Consider the following 20,317-nt stretch of genomic DNA (forward strand, 5'->3'; position numbering starts at 1 on the left):
TGGTAGACGCTACGGGTGGTAGCTGCTCTCGATGTGGCCGCGGAGGTCGTCGGGGTGGAAGTACACGGGTCGCAGGTTCCCGCTCGCGTAGCGTTTCACCTGGTCGTCGAAGTGCTCCGAGTCCGGATCGCCGCTGACACCGCCCGCGGTCACGGCCCAGGCGCGCAGCTTCGGGCCGAACTCGACGACCGCGACGAAGCTGTTGCCGCTGGTCCCGTAGTACCGCTTGGTGCCCGGATACCGGCGGGCGCCGAACGAGGCCAGCGAACCCCACTGGGCCGAGGTGAACGGCACCGGGCTGCTCGGCTTGGAGTCGTCGAAGGTCTGCACGATCGCGCCGTCGTTGCGCTGGAAGCGGTTGATCTGGCCCCACGGGACCTGCCAACTGCCGAAGTCCTGAACGAGCCGCGCCTGGGCCTCCTCGAGCGCGGTCAGCCGCTGCGCGTCGGTCGCGCGCTCGGCCAGGTAGTCCCACATCGACATCCCGGCGTCCCGCGCGGCCTGGGCCAGCGGCGCCCACAGTGCCTCGCCCCAGAAGACTGCCAGCGACGTCTCGGTCGAGCTCGCGCTCCAGCGGTGGTTCCACCGGCGGAGCAGCCGGATCGGCCCGGCGAGCTTCGTCTTCTGCGCCGCGCCGCCGGGCAGCTTGTCCCACGCCGCGACCAGACCGGGCACGAGCCGCGCGAACGCGGTCAGATACGGGTCGAACGCCGCGTCGATCAGCTTCTGCGGCGTGAAGCGGCGCTCCCGGCTCAGCACGCGGATCGCCTGCGGCCCGCGCGGGTTCTCCCCCGCCTGGTCGAAGTACTTCGGGAAGTCGGCGGCCTTCGGGCTGTCGGCGCCGGCTGCCGTCCACGGCCAGTTGTTCGAGTTGTACGTCCAGCCGTTCCGCGGGTTCACCACCTGCGGCAGGCTGCGCAGACTGTGCTCGCCCTTCCAGTCGGTCGCCGGGTCGCTGCCGTCGACCGGCTTGCGGTAGTCGAACCGGTCGTCGCGGACCGGCATGAACTGCGGCATCAGGAACGCGATACTGCCCCGCGCATCGGCGAAGAGCGTGTTGTTCGAGCTGTTCGCTCTGAAACCGGCGACGTCGATGAACTCCCGGTAGTTGCGCGCCTTGGTCCGCAGGAAGCTCTGCTGCAGCGCCGCGACCGGGCGGTTCATCAGCGCGAACGCGATCCACTTCCCGTCCGCCTCGCGCACGATCGGCCCGTGGTGCGTCGCGTACGTCGAGAAGCTCCGCTGCGCCGTCCCACCCTCCGCGGTCCGGTAGGACAGCGTGATCCGCTTCGTCGTCACCGGGCGCAGCGCGTCGCCGTACCGGTAGGAATGGTTGCCGTCGGCACCGGTCACGACAGTCTCGGCGAACTCGTCGACGTTGTCGACGCCGCTCGAGGTGTGCATCCAGCCGGCGGTCGCGTTGAAGCCCTGGTAGATGAAGAACTGGCCCCAGGTGGCGGCGCCGTACGCGTTCAGGCCCTCGCCGCTGGTGACGTGCTGCTCGGCGCGGAAGAAGAAGCTGGTGTGCGGGTTGATCAGCAGCAGCGCGCGGCCGTCGCGGGTGTGGCTCGGCGCGATCGCCATCCCGTTCGACCCGCTCGGCTCCTTGAACAGCAGCCCGCGCTCGTCGTCGGTCATCGGCAGGTCGCGCATCGCGTAGAACGCCTCGAGCTGACTGAGCGGCACCCGCTCGATGTCGCCACCGATGCTGCCCTCGGAGAAGCTCAGCGCCATCCACGGCTCGAACCGCGTGATCACCCGCGGCTTCACCTCCGGACGCGTCGCGAGGAAGTAGTTCAGGCCGTCGGCCCAGGCGCGCATCAGCGCCCGCAACCAGGCCGGGCTGCTCGCGTAGTCGCGCTTCAGCACCGCGTGGTCGACGAACAGCCGCTGCCGCAGGTCCTGCCAGATCGCGCTCTCCCCCTGCGCCTCGGCGAGGCGCCCGAGGCTGATCAGGTAGTTGTTCTCGATCCGGTTGAAGTCGTCCTCGGCCTGGGCGTACATCATTCCGAACACGGCGTCCGCGTCGGTCTTGCCGACGACGTGCCCGACGCCCCAGTCGTCGCGGGTGATCCGGACGCGCCGGGCGTGCTCCTGCCAGCGGGCGTTGTCAGCGTACGTCGTACTGGTGGCTGCGGACGCCGCTGTGCTCGGCAGGCCGAGGGCGACTGCTCCGGCCGCAGCGCCTCCCAAGACCCGGCGCCTGCTGACTTCATCGTTGTACACGCGGAGCTCCGTCACTCTCGGGACCAGGACCGCAGCCACGCTAGATCCCGTCCGTGACGATGACAACACTTCGCGTATACAACATTCACGGCGGTCGATCGTCCGGGATCGGCCCTAGCATCGGGCCATGGAGCACGAGCTGAGCGGCGAGATCGTCGAGTGGCGCGGGCCTGCGCCGTATTACTTCGTCCCGCTGCCCGAACGAGCCTGCGACGAACTCCGGTCAGCCGCCTCCGCCGCGGGGTACAACGCCTGGGGCATGCTGCCGATCCGCGCCCGGCTCGGAGCCACCGAGTGGCAGACGTCGCTGTGGTCGAAGGACGGTGGGTACTGGCTGCCGCTCAAAGACGCGGTCCGCAAACCCCTCGGTCTCGACGCCGGCGACGTGGTGGAGCTCCGGCTCACCTTCGAAGCTCCGGTACGCCGGAAGCAGCCGCCGGCCAAGCGGGCGCCTCGCGCGACAGGCTCACGCGAGCCGATCGCCCTCGAGCAGCTCACGATCGTCCCCGCCAACCAGGCGACACCAGCTGACCTCACCGCGGTCTTCGGCTCCGGCGACGCGGCCCGCTGCTCGTGCCAGCGCTTCCGGATGCTCCCCAAGGAGAGCTGGGCCTCCGAGGGCCCGGAGGAGCTGGCTGCCCGCCTCCGCGACCAGACCGGGTGCGGCAACCCCAAAGCGAGTACGACCACCGGCCTCGTCGCCTACCTCGACGGCGAGCCCGTCGGCTGGTGCGCCGTCGCCCCGCGCTCCCAGCACGTCCGCCTGCTCCGCGACTACCGCGTCCCGTGGCAGGACCGCAGCGAGGACAAGACCGACCCGACCGTCTGGGCCGTGACCTGCTTCGTCACCCGCGCCGGCTACCGCCGCCGGGGCGTCGGGCGCGCGCTGGCCCGTGCCACGCTCTCCCACGCCCAGAGCAACGGCGCCCGCGCCGTCGAGGGCTACCCGGACCTGGTCGACGGCGGCTCGGTCGGCACGCTCGCCATGTTCACCGCCGCGGGGTACGCCGTCGTGAGCCGGCCGGGCAACCGGCGGGCCGTCGTACGGGTCGACTTCTAGACCGCCAGCTCCTTCGGCTCGCCCGGCGTGAGCCAGGTGAGACTGTCGCGAACCGCGGCGGGTGCGGCGGCGAAGGCGCGCTCGATCGTGTCGCGGCCCTGGGTGAAGTGGCGCCAGCCCTCGTAGTGCACCGGTACGACGGTCCGCGGCTGGGTCAGCTCACACAACCGCACGCCGTCGGGGCCCGACATCGTGTACCGCACCGGCCCGGTGATCCCGAACTGGACCGCGCCGAGGTGCAGCAACATCGTGCCGACGTCGAAGCGGTCGGCGACCGCGCGCACGCCGTCGTACAGGACGGTGTCGCCGGTGATCCACAGGACGCCGTGCTCCTGGCCCTCCCAGCGCAGCGCGAAGCCGACGACCTCGCCGGTGATCGCGCGGCTGAGCGGAGGGCCGTGGCGGCACGGCGTCGCGGTGATCTCCAGCGTCGGCCGGCCCGCATAGTGCAGCGAGTGCGTCGACCACGGCGTGAGGCCGATCGCGTTGCCGCCGAGTCTCCGCGCGCCCGCGACGGTCGTCACCACAGCAGCCGCGCCCGGCAGCAACGCGCGACCGGCTTCGTCCAGGTTGTCGCCGTGGTGGTCGTGGCTGAGCAGTACGGCGTCGATCGGCGGCAGCTCGTCGACGGCGACCGCCGGCCCGGCGACCTTGACCGACGACGTCCCCCACCCGAACGGGTAGCGGCGTCCGGGTGGGTCGAACGTCGGGTCAGTGAGCAGCCGCCAGCCGCCGATCTCGATCAGCGCTGTCGGACCACCGATGTGCGTGATCCGAACGCTGCTCACGAGCGTTTCGCGGCCTGGGCCAGCGCCCAGTCGAGCACCTCGTCGGCGATCGCCTGCCAGCCTTCCTGCGCCGGGAGCAGGTGCGCGTAACCGTCGTACAGCTTGAGCTCGGTGACGGTGTTCGACTTGTAGTGCTTGGCGTTCGAGCGCTGGATCTCCGGCGGCATGATGTGGTCCTCGGAGCCGGAGACGAACAGCAGCGGCGCCCGGTTGTCGTTGTGGTAGTCGACCCAGGTGTCCTGGTGGCCGGGCTGGAAGTTGGCCAGCACGCTGCCCCAGAGGATGCCGCCGTTGGCCGGGATCGCGTAGCGCTCGTACAGCGCCCGGGACTCCTCGTCGGTGAACGTGTTGGTGAACGCGTACTGCCACTGCTCGAAGGTCAGCGGCACCGCCTTGTGCCGGTTGGCCGGGCTCTTCAGCACCGGGAACGTCGACTTCACCTGCGACAGCGGTACGACGCGCACGCCCTCGGTCGGCGCCGAGTTCATCGCCACCGCGGCCGCGCCGAAGCCGTGGTCGAGCAGCACCTGGGTGAAGGCGCCACCGGCGGAGTGCCCGATGATGATCGGCGGTGTGGCCAGCGCGCCGATGATCGCCTCGTAGTGCGCGATGATCTGCGGCACGGTCAGCTTCACGATCGGGGTCGGGTCGGCGTTCAGCGCCTCGACCTCGACCTCGAACCCCGGGTAGCCGGGCGCGAGCACCGTGAAGCCGCGCTGCTCGTAGTGGGTGATCCAGTGCTCCCAGCTGCGCGGCGTGACCCAGAAGCCGTGGACCAGGACGATCGTGTCGGGTGCCATGACCGGAACCTAGTCGGCCGTCGGCGGTGCGACCTAGGATGTGGCTGCACAGGGATGGGCTCTCGGTGCACACTTCGGCTGGTCGGCGGGGGCGACGGCGGCAGGGGGGTTGACGTGGCTGTTCTGCTGGACACCGCCGCGCTGCCGCGTGCGGACCGCGAGGAGGCCTTCTACACGGCGATGATGTCGGCGAGCGTACCGGCCCGGGTCGAGCACGAGACGCCGTCCGGCGAGGTCCACGCGCGGATGGATTTCTGGCTGCTCGGTACGCCGGACCTGTTCCGCAACGAGGGCACCGGCATCCGCCTGGTCCGGACGCCGAAGCACGTCCGGATCGGCGCGCCGGAGCGCCTCGCGCTCGCCGTACAGGTGATCGGGACGGGCAGGTTCGACCAGGCCGGCCGCGAGCAGCGGGTCCGCACCGGCGAGCTGATGCTGGTCGACCTGACCGCGCCGTACGACTTCGCCTGGCGCGGCGCCGGTGCGTCGCAGGCGTTCCAGATCGACTACGCCGACCTCGGCCTCAGCGTCGAGACGGTCCGCGCCGCCGCGCCCCGGCTGCGCAGCAGCCCGCTCTACGACCTGGTGCTGCACCACCTGACCGTGATGCCGACTGTCATCGACACCCTTCAAGGCACCGAGTCAGCCGTCCAGCTCGGCGAGGCGACCACCAGCCTCGTCCGCGCCCTCCTGACCTCCGCCGCCGACCACCGCGACTCCTCCCCCGCGATGGCCGACATCCTCTTCGCCCGCATCACCTGGTACGCCCGCAACCACCTGACCGACCCCGGCCTCACCCCGGCCCGCGTCGCCGCCGAGCACAACATCTCCCTGCGTTACCTCTACAAACTCTTCGCCAAGCACCAACTCAGCTTCGAGCAGTGGCTCATCACCGAACGCCTGGCCGGCGCCCGCCGCCAACTCACCAGCACGCCGCATCGCCCGATTGCGTCAATCGCTGCGCAGTGGGGGTTCCTGGACCCGGCGCACTTCACTCGGCGCTTCCGGCGGGCGTACGGGATCACTCCGCAGGAGTATCGCCGCCAGCATGACAAGTTCTGACACCCATTCAGGAAGCATCTGTCGGCTTGACCGTGACCTCCACCGCCGTAGCGATGACCGCCGCGGTGAAGGATCTCGTGCACGGGCAGCCCGTCGGCGAGGACGTCCCTGGTGCGCCAATGGACCACAACCCGTTGAGCGATGCCGTTGGGCTGCCTGATCCGCATCGGATCAACGAGCTGCGCAATCACCGAATACGTGTCGACGTCATCAGCAGACCCTTGCGTTGGACGGTGCAGAGTCGAATCCGCCCTGGAAACGCACTGCCCCGTGCCCGGCGCGGCCCTGCAGGCACGGGAAGGTAACGGTCGACCAGTTTATTTGCAGTCAGTGACTGATGACTGTTCCGCAGGTCGCAGAATAGCCCTATGCTCTGCGGAGTCGGCCACGCAGGCTGCAGTGCAAATGTTTGAATCGCCTGCTTGAATATGAGGTCGTGTCAATAGTCCCGGAGGCAGATTCGGCGAGGGGGGTCTTGCCGCTGCCTGCACAAGATCGAGGGGGATTTTCCGAATGGCGCTAGTGGCGTGCCGTGAATGCGGCAGCAAGGTATCTAGCAGTGCACCGACTTGTCCGAACTGTGGCGTAACTGCACCGGGAGGGCAGGCACGTCTAGAAATTTCACGGGTCAAGCGACTGCAGGGCGCACTGATTCCGCTGTCGGTGTGGGTCGACTCCAACCACGTGGGGAACCTGGGTGCGGGCAAAAGTCTCACTCTCTCGGTCTTGCCGGGCCTTCATCGAATCGAGTGCCAGCTTCAGCAGCCTCCTGCCAAGGGAGCGGCCCAGGAGGTGAATGTACCGGCCGGTGGTCATCTCGTCGTGACTGTTGCCACCAGCCGGATGACAGGGACACCGAGCTTCGCGCTCGAGTTGGCCTGAACCGCGGACCTGCTCAGGCGGCTCGATCGTCCTTCCACGATCGAGCTGACCTGATCCGCATCCGTAATGCGGATCCGAGGACTCCGATGCAACTCATGGCGGGACACACCCACCAGTCTCCTGGTTCTGGGCCGTTCTTCGCCGAAAAGGCGAAGACGGCCCACACCAGACCAAGCAGATAGCCGCCGACTAGGCCGAATAACGGTGTCCAGTGATGATCGCCGTGCTTCTCCGCCCGCGACGGAACCAAGTACAGGCAGCCGAGGACAGCGATGGCGCCGAACAGCGCGGACCACCGTACAAGCTCCTCGAATCCGCCCCCCTGGCCCGGCGAGTCGCGCGAGCCGGCCCAGATCTGCGTGACGAATGACGCGGCAAGGTAATAGACCGACCACCACACCGCCAGCCGAAGCGTCGCGCGCACCTTGAACGATCTCAGCCCGAATTTGTCGTGCGACCGGTCCAGAAGGACCTTGGCGGTAGTCAGCGAATCCCGCGCGAGGCTCCACCACGCCCAGAGACTGTTCAACACCAGAAATGTGGAAACCACCAGAGAGGGTGAGCCGAACAGAATCCCCAGAAACCAGGCAGCTGCAGAGTCCGGGGTGGGTGGGTCGATCATCGTCGAATTGTGTCACAAACAGCGACACCTCGAAACCACGATCTGACTCATCGGATCGCGAGCTGATCTATCAACCTCTTGACCACCAGCATCGTCAGCGCTCTCGAACCTGAGCAATGTGCTGAAGCTATTATGTCGAGAAATTTTCGGCATGACTCCGTGGTGCTGCGTGAGCCATTTCGAGCAAGGCATGTCGAAGGTCCTTATACACGCATCAAACTACCGGAAGCCGATCTGCCGGGCAGAAGATCCAGAGCCAGTAGCCGATTGCTCGGCAGGACGGATCTTCAGCCAGGCGATGACTCGGATTGATCTGCTGATCAACTACGGCTACAAGGAACCTGACGGAGGAGTTTCCGGCATGACCACCCAGGGCAAGCGCGCAGCGCGGCACTACCACAGGAACATGCTGATGGCGGATGGGTCAACAGAGAGGGGTCTCGAACCTCCTCGTCCCATCCGCCCGGGAGTTGGTGCCCCGTTCGGGATCGAAGGCGCACGTGTCGCCAAAGCGGGCTCAGAGCTTGGGCTTCCGCACCAGGTCAGCTGGTGAGGCACGATGCCAGGGCGGCACCGTCGGCGGATCCGCCACTGGAGGGACCGGGACGTCCGGGTCTGGAAGGACAAAGGCGAGGCCGTCGGTCGCCGCTTCGAGTTCGGCCGCACGATCCGCGTCTGCCCGGTCGAGCGAGATAGCGATCAGACCCGTGTCCGAGTCAACGCCCACTGAGGTGATCCGCGTCGATCCATCGGGTATTGCTTGAGACGGCATGAGGCTGAGGAGCCATGTCTGTACCGGCTCCAACTCGGCCTCCGGTGGACGCCAGCGCCGAACACGTAAGTCTTGGGGCGACCGCACCCTCCTCACAAGATCGGCACGCGCCCGCGCCATCTCTTCGCGACCGGGAACGTTGACGATGAGCAGGGTGTGGCGGGAATGAGCATGCGGATCGGGAATCTCAGTGAGCCTGGCCTCAGCGCCGGGATTCTCTGCCATCCAGGCTTCGACGACCAGCCGATCGCTTCGCTGCGGTGCAGTCGGCGCAGGATCCGGCATATTGGCCCCCTCGCTTTCCAGCTCAGAAATTTGCACCAAGTTGCAAGTGCTCTTCGTTGGCCTCCAAGCGTAGACGCTCCTACGGTGAGTGAGGAGGTGGGGAAATGACACGACGATGGATATCTCTCTGCACATTGGCGACAGCGGCGACTGTGACCTTTCTGGGCTCGACAACAAGTGCAGTGGGAACGACGCCGATGGGCGATCCCAGCGTCCCGGCAGCGCCGATCCCGGTCGATATGCTCCCCACCGCAGCCGAAGATACCGCCAGCGCGTTGGCGGGCTGGCTCGAAGCCAACCCGACGGCGGGCGAAGGCGGCGTCGCCATCTCGGACGACCTCACATCAGTCGACGTCTACTGGAAAGGCGCTTCACCAACCGGCATTCAGAACCTGGCCACGAATCAACCCGCCAGAGTTACGTTTCGCACTGCCCGCTACTCAAAGGACGAACTGATCGCCGGAGCGAAGAAACTACTGGACCTGGCACCGACCTGGGTGACGTCAGCGGCACCGAGTCCTGACTACTCAGGGATCACGATCACGCTCAGCTCTCAGGCGCCCTCGACGGCCTTGCCCTCGCTGACATCATCATCACCGATTCCGGTGGTGTCGGCAGGCATCGACGATCCGGCACCGCTCAGCCGGAACGCCGACTACGCACCCTGGTACGGGGGCAGCCTGATCACCTCGTCCACAGGAACCTGTTCCACCGGAGTCGCCGTCAGCATCGGGTCCGCCAGTTATATGACAACCGCATGGCACTGTGGAACCGGCTCGTTTCGCGGCTTCGACAACGGTGCGAACCTCGGAGTCGCCAATAAGCGCAATTACCTCAGGGACACCCAGGCGATGCCGACCAGCAGCAATCCCAGGGTCTGGAACGGCGCATGGAACACCTCAGCGAGCAACGCCGTCTACACCGCCAAGCGTCCTGTGGCCAATATGCGTGTCTGGATCAGCGGCGGGGTCTCCGGGACGACGGGCCAAGCCCGCTACGTCCGGCTCACGAACGAATATTGGCCTCTCAACGGTGGTTCAGTCGGACCTGGCTTCGTCATGATGGAGTCAGCGGCGGGGTGCGGAGGAGGCTGCGGAGGTGTGATGACTCGAGGTGACTCAGGGAGCCCCGTGATCCGCTACGTATCGTCCGGCGTCGAGGTCTCCGGTTTCCTCTCGGCCTCCTACGGCCCAGCCGCGACATTCTGTCAGCCCCGGCATCCCGGCTTCGCGTGCGGCTGGGCTCGCGCAAGAGTCGTGTACGCCCCCGACGCGTTGGCCGGAATCGGTGCAAAGCTCAAGGTCGGGTAGCCCTCGGACCGATGGGTTTGCCAGTCAACGCGCTGATCGCTCATCGTCGATCTTGTCCCTGGTCGGCGGCCGGCGAAGGAGTCAGGATCCAACGCGGGTGAATCCGACAGGGTGCGCGCCCTCGGCAGGTGGAGCATCGGACAACGAGGCCCCGTAACAACAGCCGCCACTCAACGCGCATGGTGTGCTTCGGTGACCGGGTGGATCTCCGCGCGCTGCCCGGAGGCGTCTGCGGACGTGTTCGTGATGCAGGAAGCATGGCGGCGGCACATTCAGCCACCGGTGAACTGCGCGACAACAGATCCTGAACACACCCACAATTCCGTCGTCGCAACACGGCGGTGGGTATTGCGGCGGCGTTCATCCAGAGGTTTCCCACAGCCCCCCACAATCGGAGCTCCTCTTTCGGTAGAACAGATTGGGAGCCAAAGTGAAGAAGCTGTTCATGGCCGTCGCGGCCGCTGCTGTAGTCGTCGGCGGAGGCATCGTCACGGCGCCTGCAGCCTCGGCGTCGCCGCTGCGCTACTACACCACCTTCTACGGCGGTGACACCTACTCCCAGTGCATCCAGCGCGGAAACCAGGGTCTCCGCAACGGCGAGTGGTGGGACTACCAGTGCAGGCTGGAGAGCTACGGCTCGGACCTCTACATCCAGATCAGCCCGAACTGACCCATCGGCCGGCCGTCACCCGTGTCGGGTGGCGGCCGCGCCTACTTCAGCTCGGCTGACGTCTTGCCGAGCAGCCTCCGCGCCACGATCAACTGCTGGATCTGCTGCGTCCCTTCGAAGATGTCGAGAATCTTCGAGTCCCTCGCCCACTTCTCCAAGAGCTCGTGCTCGGAGTAGCCGATCGAGCCAGCGAGTTCGACGCAGCGCAGCGTGATGTCGTTCGCCGTACGGCCGGCTTTCGCCTTGGCCATTGAGGCTTGCAGTGAGTTCGGGCGGGAGTTGTCGGCCATCCACGCGGCTTGCAGGGTGAGGAGATACGCCGCCTCCCAGTCTGCTTCGAGCTGGAGGAACGTCGCGGCGGCTGCGGGCTGGAGGTGGACGGGACGGTCGTAGTCGACCTCCACCCCGGCCTCCTTCAGCAGCTCCTTCGTGACCTCCAGCGACGCCCTCGCGCAGCCGACGGCCATCGCCGCGACCAGCGGCCGCGTGTTGTCGAAGGTCTGCATGACACCCGCGAAACCCTTGTCGGGATCGACATCCGGCGAGCCGAGCAGGTTCTCCGCGGGGACGCGGCAGGCGGTCAGGCGGATCGTTGCGGTGTCGGACGAGCGGATGCCGAGCTTGTGCTCGACCCGCTCGACGGTCAGCCCGGGCGCGTCCTTCGGGACCACGAACGACTTGATCGCTGCCCGCCCGAGCGACTTGTCGACGGTCGCCCAGACCACGACCGCGTCGCAGCGGGCGCCGGCGGTGACGAAGATCTTCTCGCCGTCGAGCACGTAGTGGTCGCCGTCGCGGCGTGCGGTGGTCTGGATGTTCGCCGAGTCCGAGCCGCAGCCGGGTTCGGTGATCGCCATCGCGGCCCACACGCCGTCGAAGCGGCGCAGCTGCTCGTCGGAGGCGACCGACGCGATCGCCGAGTTGCCCAGCCCCTGCCGCGGCATCGACAGCAGCAGGCCGACGTCACCCCAGCACATCTCCATGATCGACAGCACCGACGACAGGTTCGAGCCGTTCTTGATCTTGCCGTCGTCGTCACCATCAGTACGCCGTACGCCGCCAGCTCCCGCACCCGAGCCGGTCCCACTGGCCCCCAGCCCGTCGACCATCGCGGCCAGCAGGTCGAGCTCCTTCGGGTACTCGTGCTCGGCCAGGTCGTAGCGCCGCGAGTTCGGCCGGAGCATCTCGGCCGCGACCTGGTGCGCCTGGTTGACGAAGGCACGGAACTTGCGAGGGGTCTCCAGGTTGATCATCAGACCAGCACCGCGCCTTCCATCACGCCGACGGCCCGCAGGTCGCGGTACCACCGCTCGACCGGGTGTTCCTTGACGAAGCCGTGCCCGCCGAGCAGCTGGACGCCGTCGGTGCCGATCTGCATGCCCTTGTCCGTGCACAGCCGCCGCGCGAGCGCGACCTCCCGCGCGTACGGAAGCCCTTGTTCGGCACGCGATCCGGCACGGTAGGTGACGAGGCGCATCCCCTCCAGCTCGATCGCGATGTTCGCGACCATGAACGCGACCGACTGCCGGTGGCTGATCGGTTCGCCGAACGCGGTCCGCTCGTTCACGTACGGCGTGACGTGGTCGAGCACCGCTTTCGCCGTACCGAGGCTCAGTGCGCACCAGCCGAGCCGCGACAACCGCACGCACTCGGCATAGTCCTCCAGCGTCCCGAGCTGTGTCGCCGGTACGTCGGCCAGCAGCACCCGGCTCAGCGACGCCGCCCGCAGCCCCATCGACGGCTCGGCCTCGATCGTCACGCCGGGGTGGTCGGACTCGATCAGGAACAGCGCCGGCCCCTGGTCCTCGAGCTGCGCCGCGACCACGAACACCTCGGCCTCGGCGCCGCGCGGGACGAGCGACTTCACGCCGTTCAACAGGTACCCGGTGCGTTGCCTGGTCGCGCGGGTCTTCAGCGTGAACGGATCGAACAACGGCCGCGGCTCGACGATCGCGAGCGCGGCCGCCGGGACGTTCTCGCCGGTGAAGTGCGGCAGGTACGTCGCCTGCTGCGCCTCGTCGCCCCACAGCGAGATCGCCGTACTGACCGCGGCCGGGGCGAGGCACGCGACGGCCTGACCCATGTCGCCGTGCGCCATCGCCTCGGCGACCAGGACGCCGGTCATCGCGGACCGCTCGGTGACGATCCCGCCGAGCTCTTCGGGCACCTCGATCAGGCTCAGCCCGAGCTCGGCGGACTGCGCGAGCACCTTCGGGTCGGTGGTCGCGGCTGTGTCGGCCTCGGCCGCCGCGGGCCGCAGGACCTCGGCGGCGAACTCGGTCACCACGCCGACGACCATCGCCTGGTCGTCGGTCGGCGTCAGGTCGAACCGGCTCCTGTTCTGCGCCGAGGGCAGCCGGGCGGGTTTGCCGAGCTTCGTCGCCGTCGTGAAGCCCCTGGTCAGCGCCCCGGCGGTCCGGAACCCGGTCCTGGTCGCCTCGAACACCACCCGCTCGGCGCGCTTGCGGAGCCCGAACCGGTCGATCACCCGGGCGCCGGCCACCTTGTTGAGCAGCGCAACGCCGTACCCGATCACGTCCCTGCGGTCGTCGGCCATGCGGCAACTGTAAACCGAAGTTACAACTCAAGTCACGTTCGGCCGGGCCGCCGTCTCACTCGGCCCGAGCAGCCCGGCGGTGAACTCTCCGATCTTGGTCAGCGCCTCCTGCGCCTCGGGCAGGAACGACCAGAACAGCTGGAAGATGTGCGTGTCCACGGCGTACAGCTCCGCGACCACCGGGACCCCGTCACGCTCGGCGTGCTCGACCAGCAGCCGCGCTCCCGGTGCCACCGGGTCGCCGGTCGCCATCTGGATCAGCAGCGGCGGCAGCCCGGTCAGGTCGGCGGCCAGCGGGTCGATCAGCGGGTCCTCGATCGGGTGGTCGCCGATGTACCAGTTCACCACCTGAGCCATCGTCGAGAACCCCTCGTGCCGCGCCAGCGGCGACGTACCGTCCGCGATCGCTCCCATGTCGACCCCGGGACACAGCAGCAGCGCACCGGCCGGCAGCGGGTGCCCCTCCTCCCGCAACGCGATCAGCAGCGAGACCACCAGCCCACCACCGCCGGAGTCTCCACTAAGTAATACCTGTTCTGGCCGAACTCCCTGCTCGATCATCCACAGGTAGGCACTCCGAGCATCATCGAGCGCCGCCGGGAAGGGATGCTCAGGCGCCAGCCGGTAGTCCGGGATCAGCACACCCGCGCCGATCGTGTCCGAGAGCGCACCGGCCAGCCCGCGATACCCGTACGCCGATCCGAGCACGAACCCGCCGCCGTGCAGGTGCAGCACCGTCGGCAGGGCCTGGGCGCCCACCTTGAGCGCCGGCACTCCCCCACAGGTCACCGGCGCGATCACCATCTCGGCCGGCGGCGGCGCCTGCGCCAGCATCACCTCGTACGCCGCCCGCATGCCCACCAGGTCCTCGGCACCCGGTCCGCCCAGGGCAACCGGCGCCCACAGGCGGTTGGCCCGGCCGACCAGCTCCCCACCGACAGACCTGGTGGTCGCCACCGCCGTGTCCAGGTCGGCCAGCAGCGAGCGCGCCCGGTCCAGCAGCGCGTCGCCGGCCAGCGTCAGCTCCACCCGGTGCGTGGACCGCCGGAGCAGGTCGCAGCCGACCAGTCGTTCCAGCGCTCGGATCTGCCGGCTCAGCGCAGGCTGCGACAGGTACAGCCGGGTCGCGGCCCGGCCGAAGTTCAGCTCCTCGGCGACCGCGACGAACGCGCGCAGGTGCCGCAGCTCGATCGCGTCCGGGGTGTTGGACATCGCCAGCACGTCGGCGGACTCGTTGCTCATACCTGCCATTCTCACCACAGCAGCAGGCCGTTCGCCGTACGCCGGTGATGCCGATGCTGCACGACGGCCATGCACGATCGGCCTTTCCCCTGGACCAGGTCGCGCTGCGAGCGTTGCTGCCATGACCTCACCACTCGTGACCCGTAGCGCGGCCGTCCAGCTGCGCGGTACGACCGGGCCGATCTGGGCCCGCATCTACTGGCCGGCACGCGGCGGTGCCCGGACACCGCCGCTGCTGGTCTTCTTCCCCGGCTCCGACAGCACCGAGCCCGACCAGGAGTGCCGTGAGCTCTCCCGGCGCGGCGGTCTGGTGATCCTGGCCGACCCTACCGCACCGGAGCCCGAGCAGGCGCTGGCTGACGCCCGCACGATCGTCGGCTGGGCAGCTGACCACGCTGCCGAGCTGGAGGCCGACCCGGCCCGCCTGCTGATCTCCGGCCGCGGCGACGGGCTCGCGCTGGCGGTGGAGGTCAGCCGGATCGCCGTACAGGAGGGGTGGCCGGAGCTGCTGCTGCTCACCGACCTGATCACCACGTTGGAAAGGACGAACCATGAGTGAGACCACGACACTGCGCGCGACCAGACGGGAGTGGATCGGGCTCGCCGTACTGGCGTTGCCGACGCTGCTGCTGTCGCTGGACATCAGCGTGCTCTACCTGGCGCTGCCGAAGCTCAGCGCCGATCTGGGTGCGAACAGCACGCAGCAGCTGTGGATCCTGGACATCTACTCGTTCCTGCTGGCCGGCTTCCTGGTCACCATGGGCACGCTGGGCGACCGGATCGGTCGCCGGAAGCTGCTGCTGATCGGAGCTGGTGCGTTCGGTGTCGCCTCGGTGCTGGCGGCCTGGTCGAGCAGCCCGGAGATGCTCATCGCGACCCGTGCCCTGCTCGGCGTGGCCGGTGCGACGCTGATGCCGTCGACGATGGCGCTGATCCGCAACCTGTTCCGCGACCCGCAGCAGATGGGCCAGGCGATCGGTCTCTGGTTCAGCTGCTTCATGGGTGGCATGCTGCTCGGCCCGGTGGTCGGCGGAGTGATGCTGGAGCACTTCTGGTGGGGCTCCGCGTTCCTGCTCGGCGTACCGGTGATGGCACTGCTGCTCGTCGTCGGCCCGGTGCTGCTGCCGGAGTACAAGGACCCGGACGCCGGGCGGCTCGACCTGGCGAGCGTCGTACTGTCACTGGCCACGATCCTGCCGGCGATCTGGGGGCTGAAGGAGCTGGCCCGGTCCGGCTGGGCGGTGTGGCCGGTGCTGGCCCTCGCTGCAGGCATTGCTGTCGGAGTGCTGTTCGTACGACGCCAGCAGGCGCTGGAGCACCCACTGCTGGACCTGAGCCTGTTCCGGTTGCCGCGCTTCAGCCCAGCGCTCGGGGTGCAGTTCGCCGGTGGGGTCGTGATGGCCGGGATCGCCTTCCAGGCGGCGCTGTTCCTGCAGGTGGTCGAGGGGCTGTCCCCGCTGCACGCTGGGCTGTGGCTGATCCCGCAGAACGTTGCCATGATCGCTGGGCTCACGCTGGCTCCGCGGCTCGGGCAGCGGTGGCCGACGTCGACGGTGGTCGCCGGCGGGCTGGTGCTGTGCGCCGCGGGCCTGCTGGTCGTGACGCTGACCAGCAGCGACGGCGGGCTCGGCGTACTGGTGGGCGGGCTGGTCATCGCGTCGTTCGGGATGGGGCTGCCGATGGCGTTGACGATGAACCTGATGATGGCGGCGACGCCCCCACAGCGTGCCGGGTCTGCGGCCTCGCTCAACGAGACCAGCGGCGAGGCCGGGATCGCGTTGGGGATCGCGCTGCTCGGCAGCCTGGGGACCGTGGTCTACCGGCACTCGCTCGATGGGGAGCTCCCGGCTGGTCTGCCGAGCGGTGCTGCGGACCAGTCACTCCAGAGCGTCACAGCGGCTGTTGCCACCGCTGGGCAGCTACCCGGGCAGCTGGGCACTGAGCTGGAGGCGCTGGCGAAGGCTGCGTTCACGTCTGGTCTGCACGCCGTGGCCGCGGTCGGAGCTGTCCTCTTCCTCGGCTGCGCGGTGATGGCGGCCGTCCGGCTCAGGACTCCTGCGGAGGAGCCTTCGGGTCGGGAGACCGAGCTGGTCTGACGTTCGCCGTACCGGCTGCTTTGGCCGTCAGGTAGCGCTGCTCCGGCAGGCTCGTCGTACGACGCGCTGCCGCGAGGAAGTGCTCCCTGGCGGCACTGGCGTCGCCGGCCCGCTCCAGCAGGTGTGCCCGGACGGCGTCTAGGCGGTGGTTGTCGGCCAGGTGCTTGTCGTCGTCCAGCGTCGCCAGCAGCTCGAGCCCGGCCTGCGGGCCCTCCACCTGGGCGAGCGCGATCGCGCGGTTGAGCGTGACCATCGGGTTCGGCGCGAGCTTCTCCAGCAACAGGTAGAGCCCGAGGATCTGCGGCCAGTCGGTCTCGTCGGCGGTCGGCGCCTCGGCGTGCACGGCGGCGATCGCGGCCTGCACCTGGTACGAGCCGACCTCGCCCTCGGCGAGCGTCTTCAGGACCAGGTCGGCGCCCTCGGTGATCGAGTCCTGGTTCCACAGCGAGCGGTCCTGCTCGTCGATCGGGATCAGCTCGCCCGCGTCGGTCGTCCGCGCGGCCCGGCGCGCATCGGTGAGCAGCATCAGCGCGAGGAGCCCGGCGACCTCACCCTCGTCCGGCAGCGACTCGCGCAGCATCCGGGTCAGCCGGATCGCCTCGGCGGTCAGCTCGACGCGCTGCAACTCCTCGCCGGAGCTGGCCGTGTAGCCCTCGTTGAAGATCAGGTAGAGCACCTGCAGTACGACGCGCAGCCGGTCGGCGCGCTCCTCCTCCGGCGGGAGGACGAACCGGCTGCCGGCCGCCTTGATGCTCTTCTTGGCGCGACTGATCCGCGGCGCCATCGTTGCCTCCGGCACCATGAACGCGCGCGCGATCTCCGCCGTACTGAGGCCGCCGACCGCACGCAGCGTCAGGGCGACCTGCGAGGCCGGGGTGACGGCTGGATGGCAGCAGAGGAAGAGCAGCGTCAGCGTGTCGTCCGCTGCCGGCTGCTCGTGGTCGGCGCCGGGCGAGACGAGCTCCTCCGGACCGCTCATCGCGGCGACCGAGTCCTCGCGCTTGCGCCGTGCGCTCTCGCTGCGGAACTGGTCGGTGAGGCGCCGGGTCGCGACGGTGATCAGCCAGCCGCGCGGGTTCCCCGGTACGCCGTCGGTCGGCCACTGCTGGGCGGCCGCGAGCAGGGCCTCCTGGACGGCGTCCTCACAGAGGTCGAACTGGCCGTGGCGGCGGGCGAGGAAGCCGAGCACCTGCGGAGCCAGCTCCCGCAGCAGCGGCTCGATCACTGGTCGTCCGACGGTTCGAGGATGCCGGACTCGATCGTCTGCAGCACGATCGCCTGCGCCTGCAGCCGCGACAACGCCTTGTCCTCGACGGCGTCCCAGCCGATGAAGACCATCCAGAGCAGCATCCGCATGATCCAGTCGACGGTCATGTTCCGGGCGATCACGCCCTCGCGCTGCCCACGCGCGATCAGCACCTCGACCGGCTTGCAGACCAGGTCGAGCTTCGCGAAGAACTGGGCGACCTCGGAGTCGGGGTCGGGCTGGTTGAAGCTCGGCTCGCTGAACAGGAAGTAGATCCGCTGACCGAGTTCGAGGTAGCCACCGATCAGCCGCTGCAGCGCCTCGCGCGCCGGCCCTTGATCGGTCTCGGCCTCGCGGATGACCCGCTCGAACACCGTCAGCAGGTCGTCGGCGAGCGCCTGGACCAGCTCCGCGCGGTCCGGGAAGTACCGGTGCAACGTACTCCGGGCGACCTGCGCCTCCGCCGCGACATCGGCGAGCGACGCCGCCCGGCGCTGCGCGAACACCCGTACGGCGGCGTCCAGGATCGCGCGTCGGGTCCGGCTCCGGCTGCCCGATTCGACCGTGTCAGTCATAGATTCCGACCTTATACGCCTGGGGCGCCTGTGTATATTAATGGGACAGTGATGTCCGATTCTGCTACCTTGATGTTTCGCCGTTCCGGGAGGGGACCTGATGAGTGAGAACAAGCGCTGGCAGAACCTGAGACTCCTGTGGTCGTTCGTCCGGCCGCACCGAAGAACGCTCTGGATCGGCATCGTGCTGGGCCTGATCGCGACCGGCGCCTCGCTGGCGACCCCGCTGGTGACCAAGTCCGTGCTCGACGGGCTCTCGTCGTCGCAGCCGATCGCGCCCGCGGTCACGGTGCTCGTCGTGCTGCTGGTCGCGGGCTCACTGATCGGGATGGCGCAGTGGATCCTGCTCGGCCGGATGGGCGAGCGAGTGGTGCTCGACGCGCGCAGTTCGATGGTGCGCCGGCTGTTCCGGCTCCGGATCGGCGAGCTCGCCACCCGCTCCCCCGGCGAGCTGGTCACCCGCGTCACGTCCGACACCGTCCTGCTCCGCGAAGCCGCCGCCTCCAGTCTGGTCTCGCTGGTGAACGGCACGATCGGCCTGTTCGGCGCGCTGATCCTGATGGGCATGCTCGACGGCACCCTGCTGCTGACCACGCTCGCGGCCCTCGCGGTGGTCGGCGCGGTCATCGGCCTGCTGATGCCGAAGATGGCCAAGGCGCAGGAGCAGGCCCAGGGCGCGGTCGGCCGCCTCGGCGGCGTACTGGAGGGCGCGTTACGCGCGATCCGTACGGTCAAAGCCAGCCGCGCCGAGGGCCGCGAGAGCCGCCGCGTGATCGGCGAGGCCGAGGAGTCCGCCCGGCAGGCGATCCGCGCCGTCCGCTACGAAGCCGCCGCCTTCACCGCGGCCGGCTTCGGCGTCGGCCTCGCGATCATGCTGATCCTCGGCCTGGGCGCCTGGCGAGTCAGCGAGGGCCTGCTCACCGTCTCGGCCCTGGTCGCCTTCCTCCTCTACGCCTTCCAGCTGATGGAACCGGTCAGCACCCTCGCCATGACCTTCAGCAGCCTCCAGGCCGGCATCGCCGCCGCAGCCCGAATCCGCGAGATCGACGCCCTCGACGTAGAACCCAACGACCCCGCTCCCACCCGTCGCACCCCCACCGACCTCTCCACCTCAGCCCTCGTCTTCGACAACGTGACCGCCCGCTACGCCCCCGGCGCCGCCCCCGCCATCCAAAACATCTCCCTCAAGATCCCCCGCCGAGGCCACACCGCCATCGTCGGCCCCTCCGGCGCCGGCAAAACCACGATCTTCTCCCTCCTCCTCCGCTTCCTCAACCCCGACTCCGGCCAGCTAGTCCTCGACGGCCTCCCCCTCCAGAACTGGCCCCTGGACGACCTCCGCCGCCGAATCGTCTACGTAGAACAAGACACCCCCTTGGTCCCCGGCACCCTCCGCGAGAACCTCCTCTACACCCACGAATCCGCCACCGAACAAGCCATCTGGGAAGCCCTCACCGCAGTCCGCCTCTCCGACCGAGTCAAAGAACTCCCCGACGGCCTCGACACCGCCCTCTCCACCGCCGTCATCTCCGGCGGCGAACGCCAACGCATCGCGCTAGCCCGAGCCCTCGTCGGCGACCCCGAAATCCTCCTCCTCGACGAAGCCACCGCCCAACTAGACGGCCTGACCGAAGCCGCAGTCCACGAGGTCATCGACAGAATCGCCCGAACCGGCGCCGTCCTCACCATCGCCCACCGCCTCAGCACCGTCATCGACGCAGACCAAATCCTCGTCCTCGAAGCCGGCCACCTCCGAGCCCAGGGCACCCACGAGACCTTGCTGGCGACCGACACCCTCTACCAAGACCTGATCGCCGCCTTGAGAATCAGCACCCCGGCCCGCTGACCCGCGCATCACCTCGAGCCAGCCGCCCTCCACGGCACCTTCCGCAGCACCCACGACCACCGCGTCTCCCGACCAGCGCGGCGCCCTCTCGCGCCTGCTGAGGCTCACACCATCGCGCGGGCCGACGTACTTCCGTCTCGCTGCGGAGGTTTCGTCCGACACCGCTTGTTGGCGAGTTCTGACACCGCCGGGCACGTGTCGGTGCCGCGGATGTTGGTTTGCGTCGACGCCGTGCTTGCGCTGCAGCGCGCGGTTGGACATCCCAGATCGGGCATCCC

18 protein-coding genes are annotated in these 20,317 nt (G+C 68.6%); 9 read left to right on the forward strand and 9 right to left on the reverse strand.

Annotation, left to right across the window (positions count from 1 at the left end):
• Nucleotides 1–9: 9 nt before the first annotated feature.
• On the reverse strand, nt 10–2,226 hold the full coding sequence (locus ACZ6Z4_RS15370; RefSeq protein ID WP_465563291.1) for a penicillin acylase family protein: 2,217 nt from the start codon (nt 2,224–2,226) through the stop codon (nt 10–12).
• A gap of 127 nt (nt 2,227–2,353) precedes the next feature.
• Here ACZ6Z4_RS15370 and ACZ6Z4_RS15375 point away from each other — a divergent pair, with 127 nt between their 5' ends.
• The gene (locus ACZ6Z4_RS15375) at nt 2,354–3,286 is read left to right on the forward strand and encodes a GNAT family N-acetyltransferase (protein ID WP_465563294.1); all 933 of its coding nucleotides are present in this window, start codon (nt 2,354–2,356) and stop codon (nt 3,284–3,286) included.
• On the opposite strand, the gene ACZ6Z4_RS15380 is transcribed toward ACZ6Z4_RS15375, so the two are convergent.
• Nucleotides 3,283–4,074, reverse strand: a complete 792-nt coding sequence (locus ACZ6Z4_RS15380) for an MBL fold metallo-hydrolase (RefSeq protein WP_465563297.1) — start codon at nt 4,072–4,074, stop codon at nt 3,283–3,285. The two genes, ACZ6Z4_RS15375 and ACZ6Z4_RS15380, sit on opposite strands and share 4 nt — an antisense overlap.
• Nucleotides 4,071–4,874: an alpha/beta hydrolase gene (locus ACZ6Z4_RS15385; protein WP_465563300.1), complete on the reverse strand. Its 804-nt coding sequence runs from the start codon at nt 4,872–4,874 to the stop codon at nt 4,071–4,073. Before ACZ6Z4_RS15385 ends, ACZ6Z4_RS15380 begins: the two co-directional genes overlap by 4 nt.
• A gap of 114 nt (nt 4,875–4,988) precedes the next feature.
• On the opposite strand from ACZ6Z4_RS15385, the gene ACZ6Z4_RS15390 reads away from it, so the two are divergent.
• Together ACZ6Z4_RS15390 and ACZ6Z4_RS15395 are read left to right on the forward strand one after the other, a co-directional pair.
• Nucleotides 4,989–5,936: a helix-turn-helix domain-containing protein gene (locus tag ACZ6Z4_RS15390; protein ID WP_465563303.1), complete on the forward strand. Its 948-nt coding sequence runs from the start codon at nt 4,989–4,991 to the stop codon at nt 5,934–5,936.
• Between the two features lie 513 nt (nt 5,937–6,449).
• The gene (locus ACZ6Z4_RS15395; protein ID WP_465563306.1) at nt 6,450–6,818 is read left to right on the forward strand and encodes a zinc ribbon domain-containing protein; all 369 of its coding nucleotides are present in this window, start codon (nt 6,450–6,452) and stop codon (nt 6,816–6,818) included.
• A 13-nt stretch (nt 6,819–6,831) separates the two neighbouring features.
• Here the strand turns inward: ACZ6Z4_RS15395 and ACZ6Z4_RS15400 are convergent, their stop codons facing one another.
• Nucleotides 6,832–7,440 (reverse strand): hypothetical protein, encoded by a 609-nt coding sequence (locus ACZ6Z4_RS15400; RefSeq protein ID WP_465563310.1) that lies wholly within the window; start codon nt 7,438–7,440, stop codon nt 6,832–6,834.
• A gap of 169 nt (nt 7,441–7,609) precedes the next feature.
• Between ACZ6Z4_RS15400 and ACZ6Z4_RS15405 the strand changes: the two genes are divergently transcribed.
• From ACZ6Z4_RS15405 to ACZ6Z4_RS15415, 3 genes are all read left to right on the forward strand, one after another.
• The gene (locus ACZ6Z4_RS15405) at nt 7,610–7,993 is read left to right on the forward strand and encodes a hypothetical protein (protein WP_465563315.1); all 384 of its coding nucleotides are present in this window, start codon (nt 7,610–7,612) and stop codon (nt 7,991–7,993) included.
• A 608-nt stretch (nt 7,994–8,601) separates the two neighbouring features.
• Nucleotides 8,602–9,807, forward strand: coding sequence for a chymotrypsin family serine protease (locus ACZ6Z4_RS15410; RefSeq protein ID WP_465563318.1), 1,206 nt, complete (start codon nt 8,602–8,604; stop codon nt 9,805–9,807).
• 430 nt (nt 9,808–10,237) lie between these two features.
• Nucleotides 10,238–10,477: a hypothetical protein gene (locus ACZ6Z4_RS15415; RefSeq protein WP_465563322.1), complete on the forward strand. Its 240-nt coding sequence runs from the start codon at nt 10,238–10,240 to the stop codon at nt 10,475–10,477.
• A 41-nt stretch (nt 10,478–10,518) separates the two neighbouring features.
• Here the strand turns inward: ACZ6Z4_RS15415 and ACZ6Z4_RS15420 are convergent, their stop codons facing one another.
• The 3 genes from ACZ6Z4_RS15420 to ACZ6Z4_RS15430 are packed head-to-tail and all read right to left on the reverse strand — an operon-like array spanning nt 10,519 to nt 14,276.
• Nucleotides 10,519–11,730 carry an acyl-CoA dehydrogenase family protein gene (locus ACZ6Z4_RS15420; RefSeq protein WP_465563325.1) on the reverse strand — a complete coding sequence of 404 codons (1,212 nt, stop codon included), beginning with the start codon at nt 11,728–11,730 and terminating at the stop codon, nt 10,519–10,521.
• Nucleotides 11,730–13,034, reverse strand: coding sequence for an acyl-CoA dehydrogenase family protein (locus tag ACZ6Z4_RS15425; protein ID WP_465563328.1), 1,305 nt, complete (start codon nt 13,032–13,034; stop codon nt 11,730–11,732). Before ACZ6Z4_RS15425 ends, ACZ6Z4_RS15420 begins: the two co-directional genes overlap by 1 nt.
• A 27-nt stretch (nt 13,035–13,061) precedes the next feature.
• Nucleotides 13,062–14,276 (reverse strand): alpha/beta hydrolase fold domain-containing protein, encoded by a 1,215-nt coding sequence (locus tag ACZ6Z4_RS15430; RefSeq protein WP_465563331.1) that lies wholly within the window; start codon nt 14,274–14,276, stop codon nt 13,062–13,064.
• A gap of 121 nt (nt 14,277–14,397) precedes the next feature.
• On the opposite strand from ACZ6Z4_RS15430, the gene ACZ6Z4_RS15435 reads away from it, so the two are divergent.
• Both ACZ6Z4_RS15435 and ACZ6Z4_RS15440 read left to right on the forward strand, forming a co-directional pair.
• Nucleotides 14,398–14,835: an alpha/beta hydrolase gene (locus tag ACZ6Z4_RS15435; RefSeq protein WP_465563336.1), complete on the forward strand. Its 438-nt coding sequence runs from the start codon at nt 14,398–14,400 to the stop codon at nt 14,833–14,835.
• Nucleotides 14,828–16,372, forward strand: coding sequence for an MFS transporter (locus tag ACZ6Z4_RS15440; RefSeq protein WP_465563340.1), 1,545 nt, complete (start codon nt 14,828–14,830; stop codon nt 16,370–16,372). Before ACZ6Z4_RS15435 ends, ACZ6Z4_RS15440 begins: the two co-directional genes overlap by 8 nt.
• Here the strand turns inward: ACZ6Z4_RS15440 and ACZ6Z4_RS15445 are convergent.
• Together ACZ6Z4_RS15445 and ACZ6Z4_RS15450 are read right to left on the reverse strand one after the other, a co-directional pair.
• Nucleotides 16,323–17,597 carry an RNA polymerase sigma factor gene (locus tag ACZ6Z4_RS15445; RefSeq protein WP_465563343.1) on the reverse strand — a complete coding sequence of 425 codons (1,275 nt, stop codon included), beginning with the start codon at nt 17,595–17,597 and terminating at the stop codon, nt 16,323–16,325. The genes ACZ6Z4_RS15440 and ACZ6Z4_RS15445 overlap by 50 nt on opposite strands.
• Nucleotides 17,594–18,193, reverse strand: coding sequence for a TetR/AcrR family transcriptional regulator (locus ACZ6Z4_RS15450; RefSeq protein WP_465563346.1), 600 nt, complete (start codon nt 18,191–18,193; stop codon nt 17,594–17,596). The genes ACZ6Z4_RS15445 and ACZ6Z4_RS15450 overlap by 4 nt, the downstream gene beginning before the upstream one ends.
• 100 nt (nt 18,194–18,293) lie before the next feature.
• On the opposite strand from ACZ6Z4_RS15450, the gene ACZ6Z4_RS15455 reads away from it, so the two are divergent.
• On the forward strand, nt 18,294–20,039 hold the full coding sequence (locus ACZ6Z4_RS15455; protein ID WP_465563349.1) for an ABC transporter ATP-binding protein: 1,746 nt from the start codon (nt 18,294–18,296) through the stop codon (nt 20,037–20,039).
• Nucleotides 20,040–20,317: the final 278 nt, after the last annotated feature.

The sequence above is a fragment of the Kribbella sp. NPDC104740 genome (assembly GCF_055583505.1).